The sequence below is a fragment of the Turicibacter sp. GALT-G1 genome, assembly GCF_025594995.1.
Classification (GTDB): domain Bacteria; phylum Bacillota_I; class Bacilli_A; order MOL361; family Turicibacteraceae; genus Turicibacter; species Turicibacter bilis.
The window spans coordinates 1-18,510 of sequence record NZ_JAMQUS010000035.1 but is presented as its reverse complement, the minus strand read 5'-3'; the positions used below and the strand labels follow the sequence as shown (position 1 = coordinate 18,510).

Genomic DNA, 18,510 nt, shown 5'->3' with positions numbered 1-18,510 from the left:
CAGTAAGTGCCCCTTTTGAAAACCGAAACATAGATACATATCGTTTAGGAGGAATAGCAATGTTGGAATCAAAAAAAGAGAATTATTATGGATTTGATGTAAGGATGTATAGAATCGGTGATCACCTTTGGATTTCTACCCTAATGACAAATGAACAACATTTAGTTAATCAATTTGACTACAATAAAATGATGTGGATTCAAACAACCTATACAACAGATGAAATTGAAGAGTTGTTTAACATATCTAATAAAGTTCTTAAATAACAAAAAAAGCAGTTAGGTAACGAATGGCTACTTAACTGCCTTTTTTTATTCTCAATTATTCTTCTAGTAAATCAAACGCTCTCTTCCATGCTTGGCGATACTCTTTTTGTGCCACTTTTTCAAATTCATTAACCTTTGAATAAAGTCTATTTATTAAAAACTCTCAGTAAGAAACTGTTGAAAAACCAAAATACTATCCCATAAATAATTCCTATGATAATAAATACAGCAATCCAAATTATGATGTCATATATACTTGCTTCTAAAGTTATTTTATATCTTGTAGCTAAGATTAAAATCGACACTGCCATACCGCCAGTTACAAAGAAGATTAGATTCTTTACAAATAGATTATGTTTTCTTTTAATCAACTGTGGTAAAAAATATTGTAAATATTTATATTGAATGAAGTCTAACATTGAAATCAACAGTACCACCCATATAAATCCAATTGGCGGTGGAAAGTCTGCACCTGCAAGCATTATTGCATTCCATCCAAAAAAGAATACTATAGTATTTATCCAAATAATTTTTAAATTACTCATATCAGTTTCTCCATTTCCTATAGTTTATCCTTCATTAAATTATAACATGTTTTACGAATATCACACTATTCAGTTTTCAAAGCTCATGTTTATTCATATGACACATTTTTATATATTTAATTATTAGGCTCTGTTAGACAAAAATGTTGATATGGGTTATTGAGGGAATCTTAAAAAATAATGTTCAATAACCACTGCTATCAAACGATTGATTACCACCAAGATTGGCTAACACAGCTTTATTATCATGAGTGATAATCTTCTCCTAGTCAAAATTAAAAGAGCCACTACTGATTTAATGGCTCTTTATGGATTTAAACTAATGTAATTTCTTCAACACGTTTTGTTGTTAAACAGGCACCTGCAATACTGGCGTATTTTAAGTCAGGTTGTAGCTCGTTTAAGACTAATACTTCACTATCAATCACATAGTTCATGAAGTCTAAAATTTTATCGTCTGATAAATCTTCTGTTGGATTGTTAATCTCAATTGAGCGTGTTTTATTTTCAGTGTCTTTGAATTTACAAGTTAATGTGTATGTTTCTTCCATGATCTTTTATCCCCCTATCATTATTGTTTATTAAAGCATACGATAATCAGCCACGACCGATTTCGTGTGTGTGCCTGATGATAATGCCACATACTTCTCGGCAAATTGTGATAACTCTTCATCTGTTGTGTCTAAGCGAACATTTGAAAAAGACTTCGCCTTGACAATGTCTTTCCCCTCGTCGTCTTGACCAGCTGTTAAATAAATAGATAACTTGCGATCATAAATATCTTGCATCTTTAATTCCCCCCGAATTCATTATGTTTTTTAGGTAGCGCTACCTACCATTTAATTATATCCCGATTTACGTTTCCATCCAAAAGCTATCCCGCTACTGTGAATGACCTCCATTAAAATATATCTACCTAAAACGTTGGGATTGGTACTGCCACCACTACGTTAGTAGCCAAGGCAAGTAACAAGACCATAAGGTTTAGGATAGAAGTAAATGAAGAGTTTGCTTTGTAGCGGGATTGTACATGATTATTAAAATGCCTGTGGTGACATAAACCACTCTAGTTTTTTTCAAAACAGATGATTTCTCTTTAAATACCCTGCTTTTGAATAAAAACAGAAATATAACCCATAACATAATTGTAAGTTTAAGACTTGCTATTCCAAAAACTCCTTATGTTATAAAATCCCTTTTATTAAACGGCTGATTCCCCCCATCAGTTGTTTTTTATATCTCCTTGCTGCTATAAGATATTTTGGTTAAATAAAATAACTACACATTATAACCTCTGCCTCCACTATACAATAGTATGTAGGATACTATGAGATGGGATGACTACTTTTGATGAGCAACATGAGATAAGGTAGAGGGTGACTTTAGAAATGTTCAATTTTTAATTCATTAGTAGCAGCTATACTCAAAATATCATACTAAAATGTATAAAATAAAAAATTCATCTGGGTTAAGCATTTAACCTAGATGAATTTTTAGATTCGATAAGACGACTAGTAATTACTAAGATGAGAGAACTCAACAAATTTTAGTAATTGATTTTTTTCCATTTAATTCGTTCAACGTTTCTTTTTTGAGTATCTTTTTGATCATTGGCTATAAATAACGGAAATTCCCCTTTATATCTTTTAGGAACTTCTCCATTGGCATATATGCCATAGTCTAAAATGACTCCCTTTACAGCGGTTGTTGGTATATCATAACAATCAAGAGAAATATTTTGTCGATATTCAATATCTTCTACAATCTCTTGATAAGACATATATTCATTTTGATCTAATGCATTTAAAACATATTGTAATAAATCTTCTCTATTTTTATTTTTCATACTCAATACTCCTGAGGATACTAATTATGAAAATGTGCATACACATGGAATAGAATGTGACTCATCATCTTTTTCTTGAACTAACACGTCATAACCATCTTTATCCATCATTTTTCTGTACTCTTCTAATGTAAAACGAGTACCATTTCTTTTTAAAATAGAGACGTCTTTTTTAAATTCTTCTCTAAAGCGACGTTCCATATCTTCTTGTTCTAAGTAGCGTTCTGGCCATACTTTATATAACGTGGCATAATGACGGTATCCCCCGCGCACACATCTACCCGCACAATTGGCGTGTTCAAAGCCTAGTGCATACATACGTGGTAATTTAATTCCCCATTCATTTTCAATAATATGTTTTGCATCTAAATCTTCTCTGAATGTTTCTATTAATGGGAATCTTGTTTCAACTGGTTCGATTGGAAAATGCTCATAAAAATTCGTTAAATTTTCGGCACGATGCTTTTCATGTGGGCCAATTCCGAAATATAAAATAGGTTCAAAGCCTTCCATACGTTTTTCTTCAATATAAATTAACGTTTGACGGACTTTAATTTCTTCTGAACATTTAGCAAGTCTTGAGTTACCTAAATACCCCATATCGAAAAAGACATCCTCTGGCGTACGTCCATCTACAATATACGTCATTTCTAATCCAATATAGTCAGCGACTTCTTCCATAAATCGATAGTTATCTTCATCTTCCCATTGTGTATCTGTAAAAAATAGGACAGAATTTTCTAATCCATTTTGTTGAACCATACGATAAGCTACATATGCACTAGATGCACCACCACTAAACATAGCAATATGTAGTGGCTTTCTTTCTTCTTTAGCTAACATTTTCTATGCTTCCTCTCCTGTTTCAAGCTTCTGCTCTATAATACTGTATAAAATATACTCTAACTCATTATTCGTAATACGTTTTCCTGAGTTGGTAATCATTCGTTGTAAGTTATCATATAGCGTTTTAGCTCGTGGTGTAAGTTCTGTTTTCATTATATATTTTGTTTCATCATTTAATTTTAATGTCACATATTTATCTGGATCAAATTGCGTTTGATTCACTGAATCAATTTTATTCTTCACCTCATTAATAAAGGTTTGAGTAAAATTATCTGTCCAATCTGTCGCATAAAACTCAAATAAATAATATGATAAATCATTTAATAATTCTGTGCATGTCTCATGTTTACATGCTAGAACGTCTTTAATAAATTTATTATCTTTATTCTGCTCGAGTTTTTCTTTTGCCCAGTCATAAAGATTTGTTAATTGGTTATCATGAATAATTTCGTTATAGATACTTTCAATTTTTTCTTCAAACCAATTTTCTAACAATGTTTTATAGGTTGCTAATTGTTGTGAATGAGCCTTTAACCAATTTAATGAATCAGTTGGGTCTACTTCTAAACGTCTGATATATGTTTTAAATAACAGCAACTCCTCAGGTTGTGAACTTGAAATTTGAGTGAATCTTGGTAGACTTTGTAACCATCCTAATAAGGCACTACTTGCTTTAATTTGAATAGCTTTATCCTTCACATGTTCTGAAAGATGATGACTAAATAATGAAAGTATCTGATTGAAAAATTCAAAATCTTCTTCATTAAAGTTATTAACTTGATAAGTAATCCCCTCAGAGTTAATCACCATTTCACATAATTGTTCACTTGTGACACGACTAATATATTGTCCTTTATTAAAGAACATCATATTCGGCCAAATATCTTGTAATAACCCCACTAATAAAACGGGAATAAGAGGCTCTCTAATACCGAAAGGTTTATTTCTAAAAATCTCAACTAATTCACCAAATACTGAACTTGTTTGTATTTTATCAGTTAAAGCTTTCTTTAGCTCGATTAAGTTCACATCTTCAATCGTTTCTAATTGTTTGGAGTTGATAATTCCATTATTTTTAAACGTCGTCGCAAAAATCAGATAATCTGGACCAAATCCCTTGATACCATAATTGTCTTCATTCGGATTAGTTAGAATGGCATCAATCACTTTTTTAGAAGCATTTTTTTGAACATTAGCGATATTTCTTCTATTAAATGCTTCATTATTAACCATTGGTGTATACGGATATTCTCTAAAGAACAGGTCTGAAAGAATATTTTTAATCTGTAATTCATTTTGAATCTTAATCTCATGATCATAGTTAGGAATAAACCATTTCGATTCTGATGGAAACATTGTGAGCTTATTAATTAATTGTTTTAAGTAATAGTCTGTTTCTTGTAACTCAATATTCAACTCTGTTTTGACAAAGGCATCTTCACCTAATAACATGTGATTTTCTAATAAAGACTGAATAGCATAATATTTCTTGATGTCTTTTTCAAAAATCTCTAGTGGCTTATTATAAATCACAAAAATGTTATTCGTAAATTTACTTTGTAATGCTTTAACCTTCACTTCGAGATTTTGAGTATCATGACTCGTTGGAATAATGATATTGATACGTGCATCTGAATCTTGACATGAAAACTGATAAGTTAAATCTTCTTTCATAATTTGTTCATCTATAAATAAATGAATCGTCGCAAATCGGATCATTTTTTTAGTTAAATTATATCGATCAGCTGTTATGAAACATTTATCTAACTTAGATTCTATTAATTGACATTTAACAGCATCAGTCAGCGATAAATTAAATATTTTATTTTGAATTTCTTTATCAATATCGATTGAACTTCCCTCATAAATTTCCCATTGTGAATACAGACGATTAAAACGAATCACTCGAAACGCTTGAAGTTTACTTAATAATGACTCTACCTCATTAAAATCACTATTTTGACTATACGCAATGAATTCACTACTTAAAGACTGAATAGAATTCATGTTCGTTAATTGCCATAACGTGATAAACTTTAAAATATTAATCATCTTATCGTATTGAACGGCATTTTTATTTTGAGGAATTTTCCCTTTATTCTTTAAATACGTTTTTAACAACGGATGTTTTTCTTCGACTTGTGAGAGACTTTTTAAATCGGGGAAGAAATAATCAAATAAATTCGAAGCAACATAATAGCCTGATTCATGATTGATAAAATACTTTAATCCATTTGTATCTGCACAATCTAAAAAAGTGAACAGCGTTCTTTCATTTTGTCCAAAAACATTTGATAACGCAGGTAGTAAACTTAAAGAAATAGGATGAATTGGATAGCACCCTTCTACTACCAGTGATTGTAGTTCTGTTCGATTTAAATTAAAAATAGGAAATTTTCTTAACTGATTTAAATGTGCTTCTAACTCAAAGGCATCAATATGAGATTTTCGAGTTTTTGAGATAATATTCTCAGCAATACTTAAAAACATATTATTATTTGAATTGATATAACATTTTTTAAATCTTTTTTCTATACGTTGAAACTCATCTCTAAACTTTGAATTTTCATCAAAATATTGACGCATATCCTTATGTGAAATTAAAACTAATTGAGCATTTTTCACTCCATGATCTAATAGTTCCGCTAAGTCTTGAAGATACTGCATCGTTAGATACGTCTTATCTTCTGGAATCGTTTGTAAGAAACGTCCAAACTCATCATAGATAAAAATTAATCCATAGCCTTGTTCATTTAACTGAGATAAAATCGATTCTATTTGCGTAATAAAATTATCATTATTGCTGTAATTAAAGGTTGCACCCGAAGATAGCTCACGATATAAGTTTTCAAATAATTCAATCGTATTTTCGTTATTTGCTTCAATTTCAGCATTGAAAATCTTGATTGTTTTCCCATAATCCACTAATAACTCTTTGAATAGTTCATATGTTTTTGGAAATTTTTCTTCCCATCCGTTAATTGCCTCAAAGATTTGTTCCTTTTTATCATTAAAAATAATATTAAGGTTATTCTCTTTTAATACTTGGTACGTATTAGACAAGATGGCATGTTGTAATGACCCTTCATTTCCATTAATAAAGACTGGAAGATATTTAAGGTTTACCGATTTTAACTGACTAATATTTTGACTAATTGAATCATCATATTTTGAAAAAGCTTTTTTTAAGTAATCTAATTCATCAGATGTAAATTTTTTAGAAATTAAATTTGCCAGTAATAAACCTAATAAAGATTTCCCGGTTCCGTAAGCTCCTATGATGATGTGGTTATTTGTATTTTTCGAGTTTATAACCGACTGACAAATCATATTAATTGATTCGATGTGAGTAGGGGTTGGAATGTAATAATCTAATATAGAATTAGCATTAAAATCATATTTAATATTAATACTCGGCTTAAATACCTGTTCCATTTAAATCCCTACTTTCTTTGTAATAGTTTTCCGTGATTGTTTCAGCGTTAATCGTCTCATCTTTAATACGGATGGTATCTAAATTATTAGTTTGTATAAAATCGATGTATCCTTGTTTTTTTAAGACATAAACCGATTCTAAGATATCTGATTGTGTTAAGTTAAATATTTTACCAGGCATTCTTTTACTATTTACTAATTCATTTAGTGTTAAAGAATCAATATGAGATTCATGACAATAATCATAAATCATCATTAAGATAATTTCAGATGGTATACGATTATGATTAACTTTATTAATATAATCTGATTTTTCTAATAACATTAAATCAGCTAATGGACTATGTAAGACATCTTCAGGGTCTGAATACGTCTGATTGACATCATACATTTGAATCAGACACTCGATATCTCGTTTTAAAGAGTTATCTGAAACATCTTTTTGAGTAGTCGCCCATTTTGAGTATTGCTCGAGTAAAAATGACTTTTCAAAAATAGAACCATCTAATTCATTAAAAAACCAGTAAATAACTGTGGCACTTTTATCTGCAATATTAGCATTTTTCGCTAATTGATAATGGACAAGTGCCTTTGTAAAATTCAAATTAAGATTTGAATCATTATCATAAATCAATTGACCTAACTTGGTAATTGAAAAGACCTTATTCTTTGAATCATAGTCTGCTACACCACATGCGATTAACCAAAATCGTAACGCGGCTAACATATTCTTACCAATCCCTAGTTTTTCAAAAGCATCGCCTCGTGTTAAAAGTGATTTATCCTCGCTAATAGCTTCTAATCCTTTATGAAGCCATCCTTCCCGAAGATAAAAACTTTGATGTTGGCCAAATCCCATAATCTAATCCTTCCTAATCTTTTACATATATTTTAATAGTGTTTCTTCGTCTAGTTCATTGTTTTTAATAACGTCTGTGTCTTGAAAATCTTCCAAAACTTCCATCATTCGTTCTAGATACTCATCTTTTCCTGTAATATCTGATGTATATAGTTCGTAAATTTTTTCTACGCCCCCTAACACATAACTATGAAACAAGTTCATATTATCCTTCATCTTACCTTCAGCATCCTGCTCGACACCATCACGAAATGCTCGATTTAAACGATTTTCCATATTCATCTCTTCGCCCTTTGCATCAGAAAGTAACATCACTAAGCGATAAATAAAAATACAATTTGTTTTTTCCGTGATAAATGCACTTACTGGTATTAATGTATCATCATTTGAATTCATATCCTTCGTCGAAGTTTTATCATAAGTGATCCCTATTAAAGCTCCTAGCATATATACATCAATATTTCGTTGAAAAATCTTAGCGTTATTCACTAAAAATTTAACGTACGTTGCATGTTTTCCAACAAACCTAAAATCTTTTTGAAACATTATTCGCACTCCTTAATAAACGTTATGGTCTCTGATTGTTTATCTAAATAATATTTTTTATTAACTTTATCTCCCATGACTATTTTAGCATGTTGCCAATCTTTCTCCATTACAAAAATTAGCACTTGTTCTGCAACTTCTGGTACTAACTTAGCAATATTTTTCACGTGTGTTTCATCTGCATTGGAAAAAGGCGCATCCATGACAAGCGGATAAGCTTCAGATTCAAGATTTAAACTATCATCCGATTCATTAATAATTCTTTCTTTTGCTAAAGCAACTAATCCCGTTATAAAAGCGAAATTCTTGACTGTTTCAAGTCCTGTTGATGCTTCTGTAGAAACACTTCCTCCTGCATTATATAAAGTAACTTGATACTTTTCATCAATGGTTAAATATCTTTTACCGTGATACATCTGAGTAAAGATATCGTTTACTTTTTTTTCTAAGGCATCACGAATTAACCTTTCTTTTTTAGAATACGTTCTATATATTGTATTATATATTTCTTCTGCATATTTAATATATGTCGCAATTTGTATGTTTTTACCTTTTATTTCTACTAATGAATCGTAATCCTTTTTTAATTTTTCTATATCATTACCAAGTATTCCTAGCCTTTGATTCGCTTCATCAATTCTGTCTTCATAATCACTTATTATAGCTTCTACTTTAGTCATTTGTTCCTGATACTTTTTTGCGTCTTCTTTACCATATATCTTCTTACCTAAAAAATTAATCTCCGATTGGAAATCTCCAATATTTTCAGATAAATCTTGTATATTTTCAAATAACGAATTTAAATCTTCAGATGCTGATAAAGCATTGCCTTCCCAATTGTTCATTTCTAATTTAAACTTACTGATACTTGTTCCTAAAGATTCAGGTGGCACGAATGATTTTTCATGAACTAAAGCTAAATAATGTTCATCTCCTTGACAAAACTCAGTTCCGCAGATACATTTTTGACGTTTAAGAATTTCATCAATCGTTCGCGAAGTAATATCAATTACTCCTTTATCATCTACCTCCGTATCATGTAACAATTTATTAACTTCTTTAATTAACGGAGCCGCTACGATACTTAAAATCGATTTGTTATACTTCACTTTAAATTGATTTTGCTTCTCTTGTTGTTTTTTACGAGTGTTGTCTAAACTTATTTCTAGCTTATTTTTTTTATCTTGATCCTCTGCTACCGATTTTAGACTAATCAATTTCTCATTTAAATCTTCTTTAATGTCTAAATTACGTTTTTTCTCTGCTTTATATTTTTCAATTTCTTCTTCTAACTTCTCTTTCTCATCAATTTTTTCATGTAACTGTGTCTTAATAACTTCAATAGCTTCATTGCCCTTATCATCATAACTAGATTTAAGTTGTCCAATTACCGAACTTTTTTCACCTTTATTTAAATGCTCCATAGCATTAGCTAATACAGTTAACCCTAATAACCCTTTAACAGCATTAGAAACATCACTTTTCTCACTTATACTCCCAATTCGTTCCGTATCAAAAAAGAAATAACTAGATAAATCTTCGGGCAAAATTTCATTAATAGCATCACCAATATGCCCTTGTTTTACACTGATTGTTTGACCGTCCTTGTCTTTAAAGGTCACATCAACTTCTGAAGCTTCCTTAGATAATTTTCCAGTAGATGTTATGTAATATGTCTGTTTTCTGTAAATTATATATTCCATATCCGCATGAATCAAACAAATTTCAACTTCCACATCATCGTGATCTCCAGGCTTCATGTTATTAACTTTATCGCTATTTAATAAATTTTCCTTTTTAAAATCTGTTTTACCATAAAAACACCATTTAAATGCTTGTAAAAGAGTTGTTTTTCCCGCTGTATTTTGTCCTAATATAATCGTAACATTTTTATCATCTTCACCTAGGATTGGAGATGATAATTGAATCTCTTGTGTACCCGTATATTGTCTAAAATCCTTTAACTTGATATATTTTAGAAACATTACTCATTCTCCTTTAATTCATCTGTAATAATTTTTTTAATTTCATATACCATATCTTTAAAGTTTTTCGTTTTTGTCCTATTATTTCTTTGCTCTAAACGTAAAATACCTATCATCATTCGATCTAGTTTTCTTTTATCAATTTTAATTTCATCTTTATTCATCATCATAACTCCAATCAATTATTTTATTATAATTCTCAATTAAACTGTTAATTAATTTAAATGATTCCGAAGGGTTTAAGGAAATTTGAGAAAATTCTGTTATTCGGTCCACTTCATTTTTTATTAAAGATTTATAAAAATTCAATTGTTCTAATGGAATATCATTCATTTCTAATGGATAAGGTAAGGTTATAAAGTCATAGATTTCAGCATATTCTTTATCTATAAACTTCCTTAAAACCCTTCCACGACGCTGAATATATTCTTTTGGATTCGTGCTACTAGCTAAGATAAATGCCTTTTTAATACTTGGAATATCAACACCTTCATCTAGACATCTAATGGCAACTAATCCCTGTAATCTTGTACCACTCGCTAACGAATCTTTGAGTTGAATTCTTGTTGGAATATCTTCTGTCGACGTGTATTTCGCGACTTTTAAGCCTAATTTATTTCCTAATAAATCAACGACAGCATCAATTTGCCTAATTTCTGATTCATCAATGTCTGACTTTTCACCATCATCATACCTACTACTCGTTGCACCACAATAAAATAACATATGCGAATCATTAAGATGATCCTTCATCACCCGCTTCAGTGTCGATAATTTATTTTCAGCCCCCGCTACTATTCTAGACCTTTGTATTAATAACATCTTTCCGCTTTCACTAATTGACACTTTCCCATCTTTATCGAACTTACAGTGTTTGATGATTTTCTTAGATAACTCTATATATTCAAACCTTTCATCATCTGTTAATGAGACAACAATGGGATAATAATAATAGGGAGTTAATCGTTTATTCTTAATGGCTTCTTCAATCGTATAGTCGATACATTTTTCTTTAAAGTATGTTGATAAATACTTCGTTCCTTCTTCATCATTTTTTCTATTAATCGTCGCTGAAAGTGCAATTCGATAAGGAATATTTTCAGGTAATGTTTTAGATAACTTATACGCTCCAAAATTATGCGCCTCATCAATTATAATCAACGTATCTTTAGTTAATTTTTTTATAACCTTTTGCACTTTTTCTGTTGCAAATGTTGCATTTGTTGTAATAAAACAAAACTGCTTCCTCGTGCCTTTTTCGAAAGCTTTTATATTATTTTTTAAGCGAATGTACCAATTTGATTGTGAAGATTTCGAATAACCGATGATTGGTTTCATATTAAACAAACTAGCTTCATCCACCCATTGCTCTACAAGATGTTGATACGGACAAACAATAATGACGCCTAAGTTAGACTTTAAATCGTTATATAGCTCGATACAAGCGGCTAAACTCGTTATCGTCTTCCCAGTCCCCGTAGCCATACTAAAAATCCCACAATAATCGTTATTTTTCCAATTTGATATTGCTTGTTGTTGATAATCATAGAGCTGCAAATCAGAAGGTAATCTAAAATCGGTTGTCTTTAAATCTTCTTCTACTTCCTTCGGTTGCTGATTTACATCGTCTAAATTTAAATCTATGGTATCGTTCTTTTTATATTTTTTAAACAACTCTTCTGTAACCGCTTCGAATTTGATAACTTCTATATTAGGTTCATTATTATTCCAAATGGTTTTAAATGCATTTTCTTTAGTTAACACTCTAGTTCTATCATGTGTCCAAGATTTATAAACTTCGATTGTTTCATAATTATAATTAAACGCTGTACTTGTTTCATTCATCGAGCCTGTAAATGCAATAGTGTTTCCCAAATTATCACTCATTAACCCCATCTTTTCATGATACATACACACTTGATTATCGCTAGAAGTCATGATAGCGATTCGCACTTCTAATATCCCTTTAGCAATAAGATTACAAATTAAATTCAATCGCTCTTCTTCAAAATAGTTAGTCACCTCAGATAAGCTAGCTTTCAAGTTTTTAACTATCACTTCATCTCTAAGTTCTATTCCTTTATTAATCGCATTAATATCTTCTTCAGATAGTCTTGGAGAAGCGACAACTTGAATCTTCCCACCATTTCTCACTAAATGAGTAATTCCTCTTGATAATTCTAATAAGGCAGTAGAAGAAAAAAAGCCTACAGCTCGTTGATATATAATCGATTCTGAAAGAATCGGAGTATAAAATTCTTCTACGACATTATTTGATAAACTCCTATATTCATCCCTTATATCTAAATTTAAAAAACTCATTTTATATACATCCCACCTATTTCATTACCTATAATTAATATTTATGATTACAAACATTACCATATAACTGTTTTTAAAATGCTCTCTTCCATCTCACTTATTCAAATCTTATACTTTTCAAATTATAATCTTATAAAATATTTGTTTTTTTGTAAAGTAATAGTTCGTATTTTAACGTTTTATGTACGCTAAATGATAAAAGCCCCAATAGTTACCTTGTAACCGTTGAGGCTTTTATCAATTTCTAAATACTAAGATGTATTCTTCATCTACAAATAATAATATCCCGCTACTATGCCTGTCTTCTCTTAAACATCAAACTAAATATCAAGGCACTCGCTACCACAATACGTCAGTATGTGGGCATAGGTGACTTGAATATTTAGTGATGACCTTGTTTAAGTATGGGTTCCCTGCGCTAAGTACGAAAATCTTTAGATTTGAGTCTTAGCATACGATAAGAAAAGGCGAATGATGTGTGAACATGATTAGCCTATCCGTTCTAGATATCTAAAAAAGAGTTCTGTCAGTCTATTAGCTTTAGTATAATACATTAAATCTAAATAAAAAGGAGTGAGTAAATGATTAAGAAATCTAAACCATATAACTTAAATAAAATATTTACTTCAGAAGGATTTTATGAATATTTAGCATTACCCCCTATTCGTAAAATCCCTAATATTCAAGAAGCTCTCACACATTACAAACACCGAATACAAGAACATTTTGAATCTGGAGAACAGTTGCATTATATGACAGATCAAATTTATACTTCCAAATTCATTTTTCCCGATAATCAATATTATGAAATTTCGTGGAATATTGCTAAGGCAAAAGATTTACTTAAACAATGTGGAGCGCCTATTGTTCAATTAAGTCTTGATAAGATAGCAGATTCCATATTTGAAAAAGATTTAACATTGGCACACGTTGAAAAAGCTCGTCAAAACAATAATCCGATTATTGTTGCTTTTTATGAACCTACTCAAAGTTTTGTTGTAATTGATGGCAATCATCGCGCATATGCAAAGTTACAAGATAAAAAAGAAACGACAATTGATGCTTATATTTTATCTCCTCAAGGACATATGGCTTCAATGTGCAGTACACTTGATTATGCACTATATATGTTTGCTCATAATTTAAACCTATTCGGTAATTATGTTTGTGGGGAAATTGAATACGAAAACTTATTAGAATCAATGTATAAATTTTAATCTCAACTTTCTTATCTTCTAACTACATGGATGTTCTCTTGAATCAGAAGATTGATTTTATGAATAACAATCTACTAGGAATTATCTTAGTTAAATAAACAGCTAAACATCAATTGGCAACAATCAAACATCGGTACGAGGTGGTACAAGTGAAGGGATTGTTAAGGGAAATAAAGTTTAATGAATACTTGTAGGGAAATTATTCTGATTAGTCCGATCTTCTTTTATATCAATATCTTTATAATCAATGGATACCAACACCGCATTTATGCCGTGTTGGTTTTCTTATTGTTTAAAAGTTGATTTCTTTCTTAGAAGAGAGCTATCTTTTTATGAACCATTCCATATTTATGAACTTATTATCTAGATCATGAAGCGCTAATCGTTGCAAAGCAACCGTTAGCTGCTTCATGCCCCCTTGTATGAAGAAGATCGCTAGGCATTAAACATCCTGTCCCGCTACGTTGAATAATCTTAGTTAAACAAAAAAGCTAAGCAACAAACCCCAACGCCCCAATATCGGCACGATATGGGCAAATAAGGGGATTGATGCTTAGTGATTGTCTTGTTCTAAGATAAAACATCCAATAAGAAAAGGCTAATGATGTTAATTCTCTTCTAACATGATTAGCCTATCCATTTACTTGTTGTTATTAAGAAGCCTTGAAGTTTAATCACGAATGGTAGCGGGACACATATGGTTAGTCAGATACTCTCTTGTTAATGAAGGCACGATCATCACTTATTTTCAATAAAGTGAATACTTTTAAACATTTATGCCAATAACATTAGAGTGCTACTCCCCCTAGCACTTATAAAAAAATTTACTTTCTACTCTTCCTTATAATTATATACTTACATTAAAGTAAACCCTAATCGTTGCTTCCCCCTGCAATCATTAGGGCTTTTTTCATACTTTTAAATATTTTCTAGTGTTAAAACGTTAGGTAATTTCCCGCTACGCTGAATGACCTTTGTTAAATACAACAACTAAATATCAAGCCACACCACATCCGCCATATGCAATAGGTGGGTGAATCGGTGGGATTGATCATTTAGTGACTCTTTCTTTTGGGGATAAGATTTTATCTTCCTTTGTAGCGGGATGCCTAGGGTTACTTCAATCATCTTTTCTATCCCTATCACAAAAGACATGGATACCAACACCGTATAATACCGTGTTGGTTTTCTTATTTGTCTTGTAATATTTACTACTTCTTTAATCAGTAGATATCCTTTAGTAATCCGAGTAAATAACGGTTCGGATGAACGGTTATTTACGTCCTTATTTATAATATGGTTGATAATGATAAAGCCCCAATCGTTGCATAACAGTTGGGGCTTTATCAAATTCTATGTACTCAGATTTAGTCTGTAATTAGAAAGAACACTCTCCCGCTACTAAGAAGCCTCCTCTATTAAGCAACACCTAACCATCAAGCCCTAAAGCCCCCAACATCAGCATGATGTGGGCAAATAAAGGGATTGAATGGTTAGGGAATGTCTTGTTTTAAAAGAATTCGCTAAGTGCAAAAATCGTTAGATTTGCACCTTAGCATCAAATAAGAAAAGGCTAATGATGTGCGAACATGATTAGCCTATCCATGCTTTAATATAGCGGGATTAATATGATTATTAAATAACACTAAATAGCAATTCCACTGCTCCAAAATATCCGCAGGATATGACGGAAGTGGATTGATATTTAGTGGAAATGTAGTCAGATACTTTCTTGTAGCGGGATAGTTTATGCTTATTCTTAGTGCCTTTTTGATTTCTTTCTCAAAACATCATGGATACCAACACCGCATTTATGCCGTGTTGGTTTTCTTATGGTTTGTAAGGCATCCTCTCACTTAGAAGAATGCGTGTGTTTTATGAAGATCATCGATTTTTATAGATACTGATTACTGATCATGAAGCGCTAATCGTTGCAAAGCAACAGTTAGCCGCTTCATGAAATCCAGGTACTAAGATTACCACTAGGTATAGAAATGATTTTCCCGCTACTATGGGTAATCTGTATTAAATATGAAAACTAAACATCAAGCCCTAACGGCCCCAACATCAGCATGATGTGGACGTATAAAGGGATTGGTGGTTAGTGATTTCTCTATTTTAGATTAAAACTCTAATGAGAAAAGGCGAATGATGTCAAACATGATTCGCCTATCCATTTTCTGTTGTTATTAGGAACCCTTGAAGTTTAATCACGCATGGTAGCGGGACACCTATGGTTAGTTAAATACTCTCTTGTTAATGAGGGCACGATCATCACTTATTTTCAATAAGGTGAATACTTTTAAAAATTTATGCCAATAACATTAGTGTACTACTCCCCCTAGCATTTATAAAAAAAATTTACTTTCTACTCTTCCTTATAATGATATATTTAGATTCAAGTAAGCCCTAATCGTTGTTCCCCCCTGCAATCATTAGGGCTTTTTTCATACTTATACATATTTGTTAGTGTTTAAAACGTTAGGTGATGTCCCGCTACTCTGAATGACCTTCGTTAAATAAACCAACTAAATATCAAGCCACACCACACCCGACGTATCCAATAGGCGGGTGACTCGGTGGGATTGATCATTTAGTGACTCTTTCTTTTTGGGGATAAACTTTTATCTGTCGTTGTAGCGGGATGCCTAGGGTTACTTCAATCATCTTTTCTATCCCTATCACAAAAGACATGGATACCAACACCGTAGTCTACCGTGTTGGTTTTCTTATTGTCTTGTAATATTTACTACTTCTTTAATCAGTAGATAGTCATTTAGTAATCCGAGTAAATAACGGTTCGAATGAACCGTTATTTACGTCCTTATCTATCCTGTTGATAATGATAAAGCCCCAATCGTTGTATAACAACAGTTGAGGCTTTATCAAATTCCATGTACTCAGATTTAGTCTGTAATTAGAAAGAACGCTCTCCCGCTACAACGATAGCTACCCTCTTAAACATCAAACTAAATATCAAGACACCTGCCCAACCGCACGCAGTAAGGGAGCATGGGTGACTTGCATATTTAGTGATAACTGTCTTTAAACGAGAAAGATACGATAAGAAAAGGCTAATGATGCAAGTGCATGATTAGCCTATCCATTTACTTGTTGTTATTAAGGAGCCTTGAAGTTTAATCACGCATGGTAGCGGGATAATTCATGTTTATGGGGATCAAAGTTTTAACCCTATCTCAAAAGATGATGAATACTCAAAACACATCTGTTGCTGTCGTTTGGATTTTCATATTTATCTTGTGATTTCAAATTCCTCCCTAATAAGAAGATAACATGGAGTAACAAAAATAAATAACGGCTCAGCGCTAATGCTGAACTATTATTGACTTCCCTTATACTAGCTTGATCTTTATAATAAAATCCCCCAATAGTTGCCTAGAGCGACCGATAAGAAGGTCGCTTTAATTATTATGTTATTCTTTAAAATTAATTTATCCTTATTTTAAGAGTTATATCATCAGGTTAATATGAGCTTCTAAAAAAAATATAAAGATACAGAGAATATTGCTGTAAAAATTGCTGTTGTCCATAATACAATACCCTCTATTTTATTTTTATGATACCTTTCCCATCCATTTACAGCATGCGATATAGCTAACATTATAAACATAATAGGCATATTATTTTGATGCCCCATTAATACGGATACTGCTGTGAGAATGACTAAAACGACTAATAATAATTTTATATATTTCAATAGTTTACCCCCCCCTTAATCTATTATTAACCTCATCATACATTATTACCCAAAAAATAACAATCAATTCTTGCACAAAAGCAGGAAGTCTCGTTCTAATCGCTTCAACAGAACAAGAACCGCCGGCTTTGTATAATATGTAATTCATCTATATTATTTGGTAGTAATTATGTTATAATAAGTGCAAAAATTACTTTAACCATCTTTTGGATGAAGGAGAAATAAAAATGAAGAAGTGGATAGTATGGTTTTTGATGATTCCAATCTGTGTAGTCGCACTAAACTGTCTTTATAATTACATGATGTTTACTCCATTAGAAAACGAGATGGAGCCTACAGCTTTAATAATCTTCGTTCCTATTTTTTTAGTAATATGCTTGTGCAATATTATTGTTCATCTTTACGCCTTAATTACTGGCCTTATTAAAAGAAATAATCCGAATTTTTTAAGATTAAATTCATTTATCAAAAAGGGAGTTTTGAAATGGATTGGACTTATATTTATAATTTGTTATTGTTATGATTTATTTATGTTAGTTAAAACCGACAATATAAACGGGATTATATGGAATATTTTTGCTATTATTGTTACCATTTTTTATGTAAGTTGGTTTAATACCTTTAATTGTACATGGGTAAAAAAATAAGTTGTATTTAGCTAAATACAACTTATTTTTTTTATGCTTTATCAACACTATTTTAAAACAGATAATTTACCTTTAGCTACCCTTTTTTGAATCAAAAGAAAAAGATTAATCTCAGTATAGTAGATGACTACTACATTGAGATTAATCTTTTTTATTAAATTTCCTTCGTTGTAATAATTTTATTATCTAAAAAACGTTTAATAATAAAAATAATCATAAAGAAAATTAATAATCCAAAGCAAAGCTTTGTTGATGCCCTGGATTGTCAACACTAAACT

Annotated in this window: 15 protein-coding genes; 3 read left to right on the top strand and 12 right to left on the bottom strand. The window is 31.1% G+C overall.

All coding sequences use genetic code 11. The features are described 5' to 3' along the window. The coding region (locus NEH74_RS06780; protein WP_262941227.1) for a hypothetical protein at nt 1–266 on the top strand (266 nt) is incomplete at its 5' end. Nucleotides 267–412: 146 nt separating this feature from the next. Here NEH74_RS06780 and NEH74_RS06775 read toward each other — a convergent pair. The 11 genes from NEH74_RS06775 to NEH74_RS06725 form a co-directional block, all read right to left on the bottom strand. Next, nucleotides 413–811 carry a hypothetical protein gene (locus NEH74_RS06775; RefSeq protein WP_068759605.1) on the bottom strand — a complete coding sequence of 133 codons (399 nt, stop codon included), beginning with the start codon at nt 809–811 and terminating at the stop codon, nt 413–415. 314 nt (nt 812–1,125) lie between these two features. Beyond that, nucleotides 1,126–1,362, bottom strand: coding sequence for a DUF2922 family protein (locus NEH74_RS06770; RefSeq protein WP_055305080.1), 237 nt, complete (start codon nt 1,360–1,362; stop codon nt 1,126–1,128). Between the two features lie 30 nt (nt 1,363–1,392). Then, nucleotides 1,393–1,599, bottom strand: a complete 207-nt coding sequence (locus NEH74_RS06765) for a DUF1659 domain-containing protein (RefSeq protein ID WP_055276117.1) — start codon at nt 1,597–1,599, stop codon at nt 1,393–1,395. Nucleotides 1,600–2,357: 758 nt separating this feature from the next. Further along, a complete protein-coding gene (locus NEH74_RS06760; RefSeq protein ID WP_195218045.1) occupies nt 2,358–2,657 on the bottom strand; it encodes a hypothetical protein in 300 nt (99 codons plus the stop codon). A gap of 24 nt (nt 2,658–2,681) precedes the next feature. Next, a complete protein-coding gene (locus NEH74_RS06755) occupies nt 2,682–3,500 on the bottom strand; it encodes a hypothetical protein (RefSeq protein WP_262941225.1) in 819 nt (272 codons plus the stop codon). A gap of 3 nt (nt 3,501–3,503) precedes the next feature. After that, complete coding sequence (locus NEH74_RS06750; protein ID WP_262941224.1) at nt 3,504–6,938, bottom strand: hypothetical protein; 3,435 nt, start codon at nt 6,936–6,938, stop codon at nt 3,504–3,506. Further along, entirely contained in the window at nt 6,922–7,797 is an 876-nt protein-coding gene (locus NEH74_RS06745) for a DUF4007 family protein (RefSeq protein WP_262941223.1), read from the bottom strand. Before NEH74_RS06745 ends, NEH74_RS06750 begins: the two co-directional genes overlap by 17 nt. 21 nt (nt 7,798–7,818) lie before the next feature. Next, a complete protein-coding gene (locus NEH74_RS06740; protein WP_262941222.1) occupies nt 7,819–8,343 on the bottom strand; it encodes a hypothetical protein in 525 nt (174 codons plus the stop codon). Continuing rightward, complete coding sequence (locus tag NEH74_RS06735; RefSeq protein ID WP_262941221.1) at nt 8,343–10,328, bottom strand: AAA family ATPase; 1,986 nt, start codon at nt 10,326–10,328, stop codon at nt 8,343–8,345. Before NEH74_RS06735 ends, NEH74_RS06740 begins: the two co-directional genes overlap by 1 nt. After that, nucleotides 10,328–10,492: a hypothetical protein gene (locus NEH74_RS06730; protein ID WP_262941220.1), complete on the bottom strand. Its 165-nt coding sequence runs from the start codon at nt 10,490–10,492 to the stop codon at nt 10,328–10,330. Before NEH74_RS06730 ends, NEH74_RS06735 begins: the two co-directional genes overlap by 1 nt. Then, nucleotides 10,485–12,650, bottom strand: a complete 2,166-nt coding sequence (locus NEH74_RS06725; RefSeq protein WP_262941219.1) for a DEAD/DEAH box helicase family protein — start codon at nt 12,648–12,650, stop codon at nt 10,485–10,487. Before NEH74_RS06725 ends, NEH74_RS06730 begins: the two co-directional genes overlap by 8 nt. Nucleotides 12,651–13,231: 581 nt before the next feature. On the opposite strand from NEH74_RS06725, the gene NEH74_RS06720 reads away from it, so the two are divergent. After that, nucleotides 13,232–13,867: a hypothetical protein gene (locus NEH74_RS06720; RefSeq protein ID WP_262941218.1), complete on the top strand. Its 636-nt coding sequence runs from the start codon at nt 13,232–13,234 to the stop codon at nt 13,865–13,867. A 3,496-nt stretch (nt 13,868–17,363) separates the two neighbouring features. Here the strand turns inward: NEH74_RS06720 and NEH74_RS06715 are convergent. Further along, on the bottom strand, nt 17,364–17,585 hold the full coding sequence (locus NEH74_RS06715) for a hypothetical protein (protein ID WP_262941217.1): 222 nt from the start codon (nt 17,583–17,585) through the stop codon (nt 17,364–17,366). Between the two features lie 227 nt (nt 17,586–17,812). Here NEH74_RS06715 and NEH74_RS06710 point away from each other — a divergent pair, with 227 nt between their 5' ends. After that, the gene (locus tag NEH74_RS06710) at nt 17,813–18,232 is read left to right on the top strand and encodes a hypothetical protein (protein ID WP_055305964.1); all 420 of its coding nucleotides are present in this window, start codon (nt 17,813–17,815) and stop codon (nt 18,230–18,232) included. Nucleotides 18,233–18,510 lie beyond the last annotated feature (278 nt).

Excerpts from the sequence above, each read along its gene's own strand:
- NEH74_RS06775 (WP_068759605.1), bottom strand. The coding sequence starts at position 811 with ATGAGTAATTTAAAAATTATTTGGATAAATACTATAGTATTCTTTTTT.
- NEH74_RS06770 (WP_055305080.1), bottom strand. The coding sequence starts at position 1,362 with ATGGAAGAAACATACACATTAACTTGTAAATTCAAAGACACTGAAAAT.
- NEH74_RS06765 (WP_055276117.1), bottom strand. The coding sequence starts at position 1,599 with ATGCAAGATATTTATGATCGCAAGTTATCTATTTATTTAACAGCTGGT.
- NEH74_RS06760 (WP_195218045.1), bottom strand. The coding sequence starts at position 2,657 with ATGAAAAATAAAAATAGAGAAGATTTATTACAATATGTTTTAAATGCA.
- NEH74_RS06755 (WP_262941225.1), bottom strand. The coding sequence starts at position 3,500 with ATGTTAGCTAAAGAAGAAAGAAAGCCACTACATATTGCTATGTTTAGT.
- NEH74_RS06750 (WP_262941224.1), bottom strand. The coding sequence starts at position 6,938 with ATGGAACAGGTATTTAAGCCGAGTATTAATATTAAATATGATTTTAAT.
- NEH74_RS06745 (WP_262941223.1), bottom strand. The coding sequence starts at position 7,797 with ATGGGATTTGGCCAACATCAAAGTTTTTATCTTCGGGAAGGATGGCTT.
- NEH74_RS06740 (WP_262941222.1), bottom strand. The coding sequence starts at position 8,343 with ATGTTTCAAAAAGATTTTAGGTTTGTTGGAAAACATGCAACGTACGTT.
- NEH74_RS06735 (WP_262941221.1), bottom strand. The coding sequence starts at position 10,328 with ATGTTTCTAAAATATATCAAGTTAAAGGATTTTAGACAATATACGGGT.
- NEH74_RS06730 (WP_262941220.1), bottom strand. The coding sequence starts at position 10,492 with ATGAATAAAGATGAAATTAAAATTGATAAAAGAAAACTAGATCGAATG.
- NEH74_RS06725 (WP_262941219.1), bottom strand. The coding sequence starts at position 12,650 with ATGAGTTTTTTAAATTTAGATATAAGGGATGAATATAGGAGTTTATCA.
- NEH74_RS06720 (WP_262941218.1), top strand. The coding sequence starts at position 13,232 with ATGATTAAGAAATCTAAACCATATAACTTAAATAAAATATTTACTTCA.
- NEH74_RS06710 (WP_055305964.1), top strand. The coding sequence starts at position 17,813 with ATGAAGAAGTGGATAGTATGGTTTTTGATGATTCCAATCTGTGTAGTC.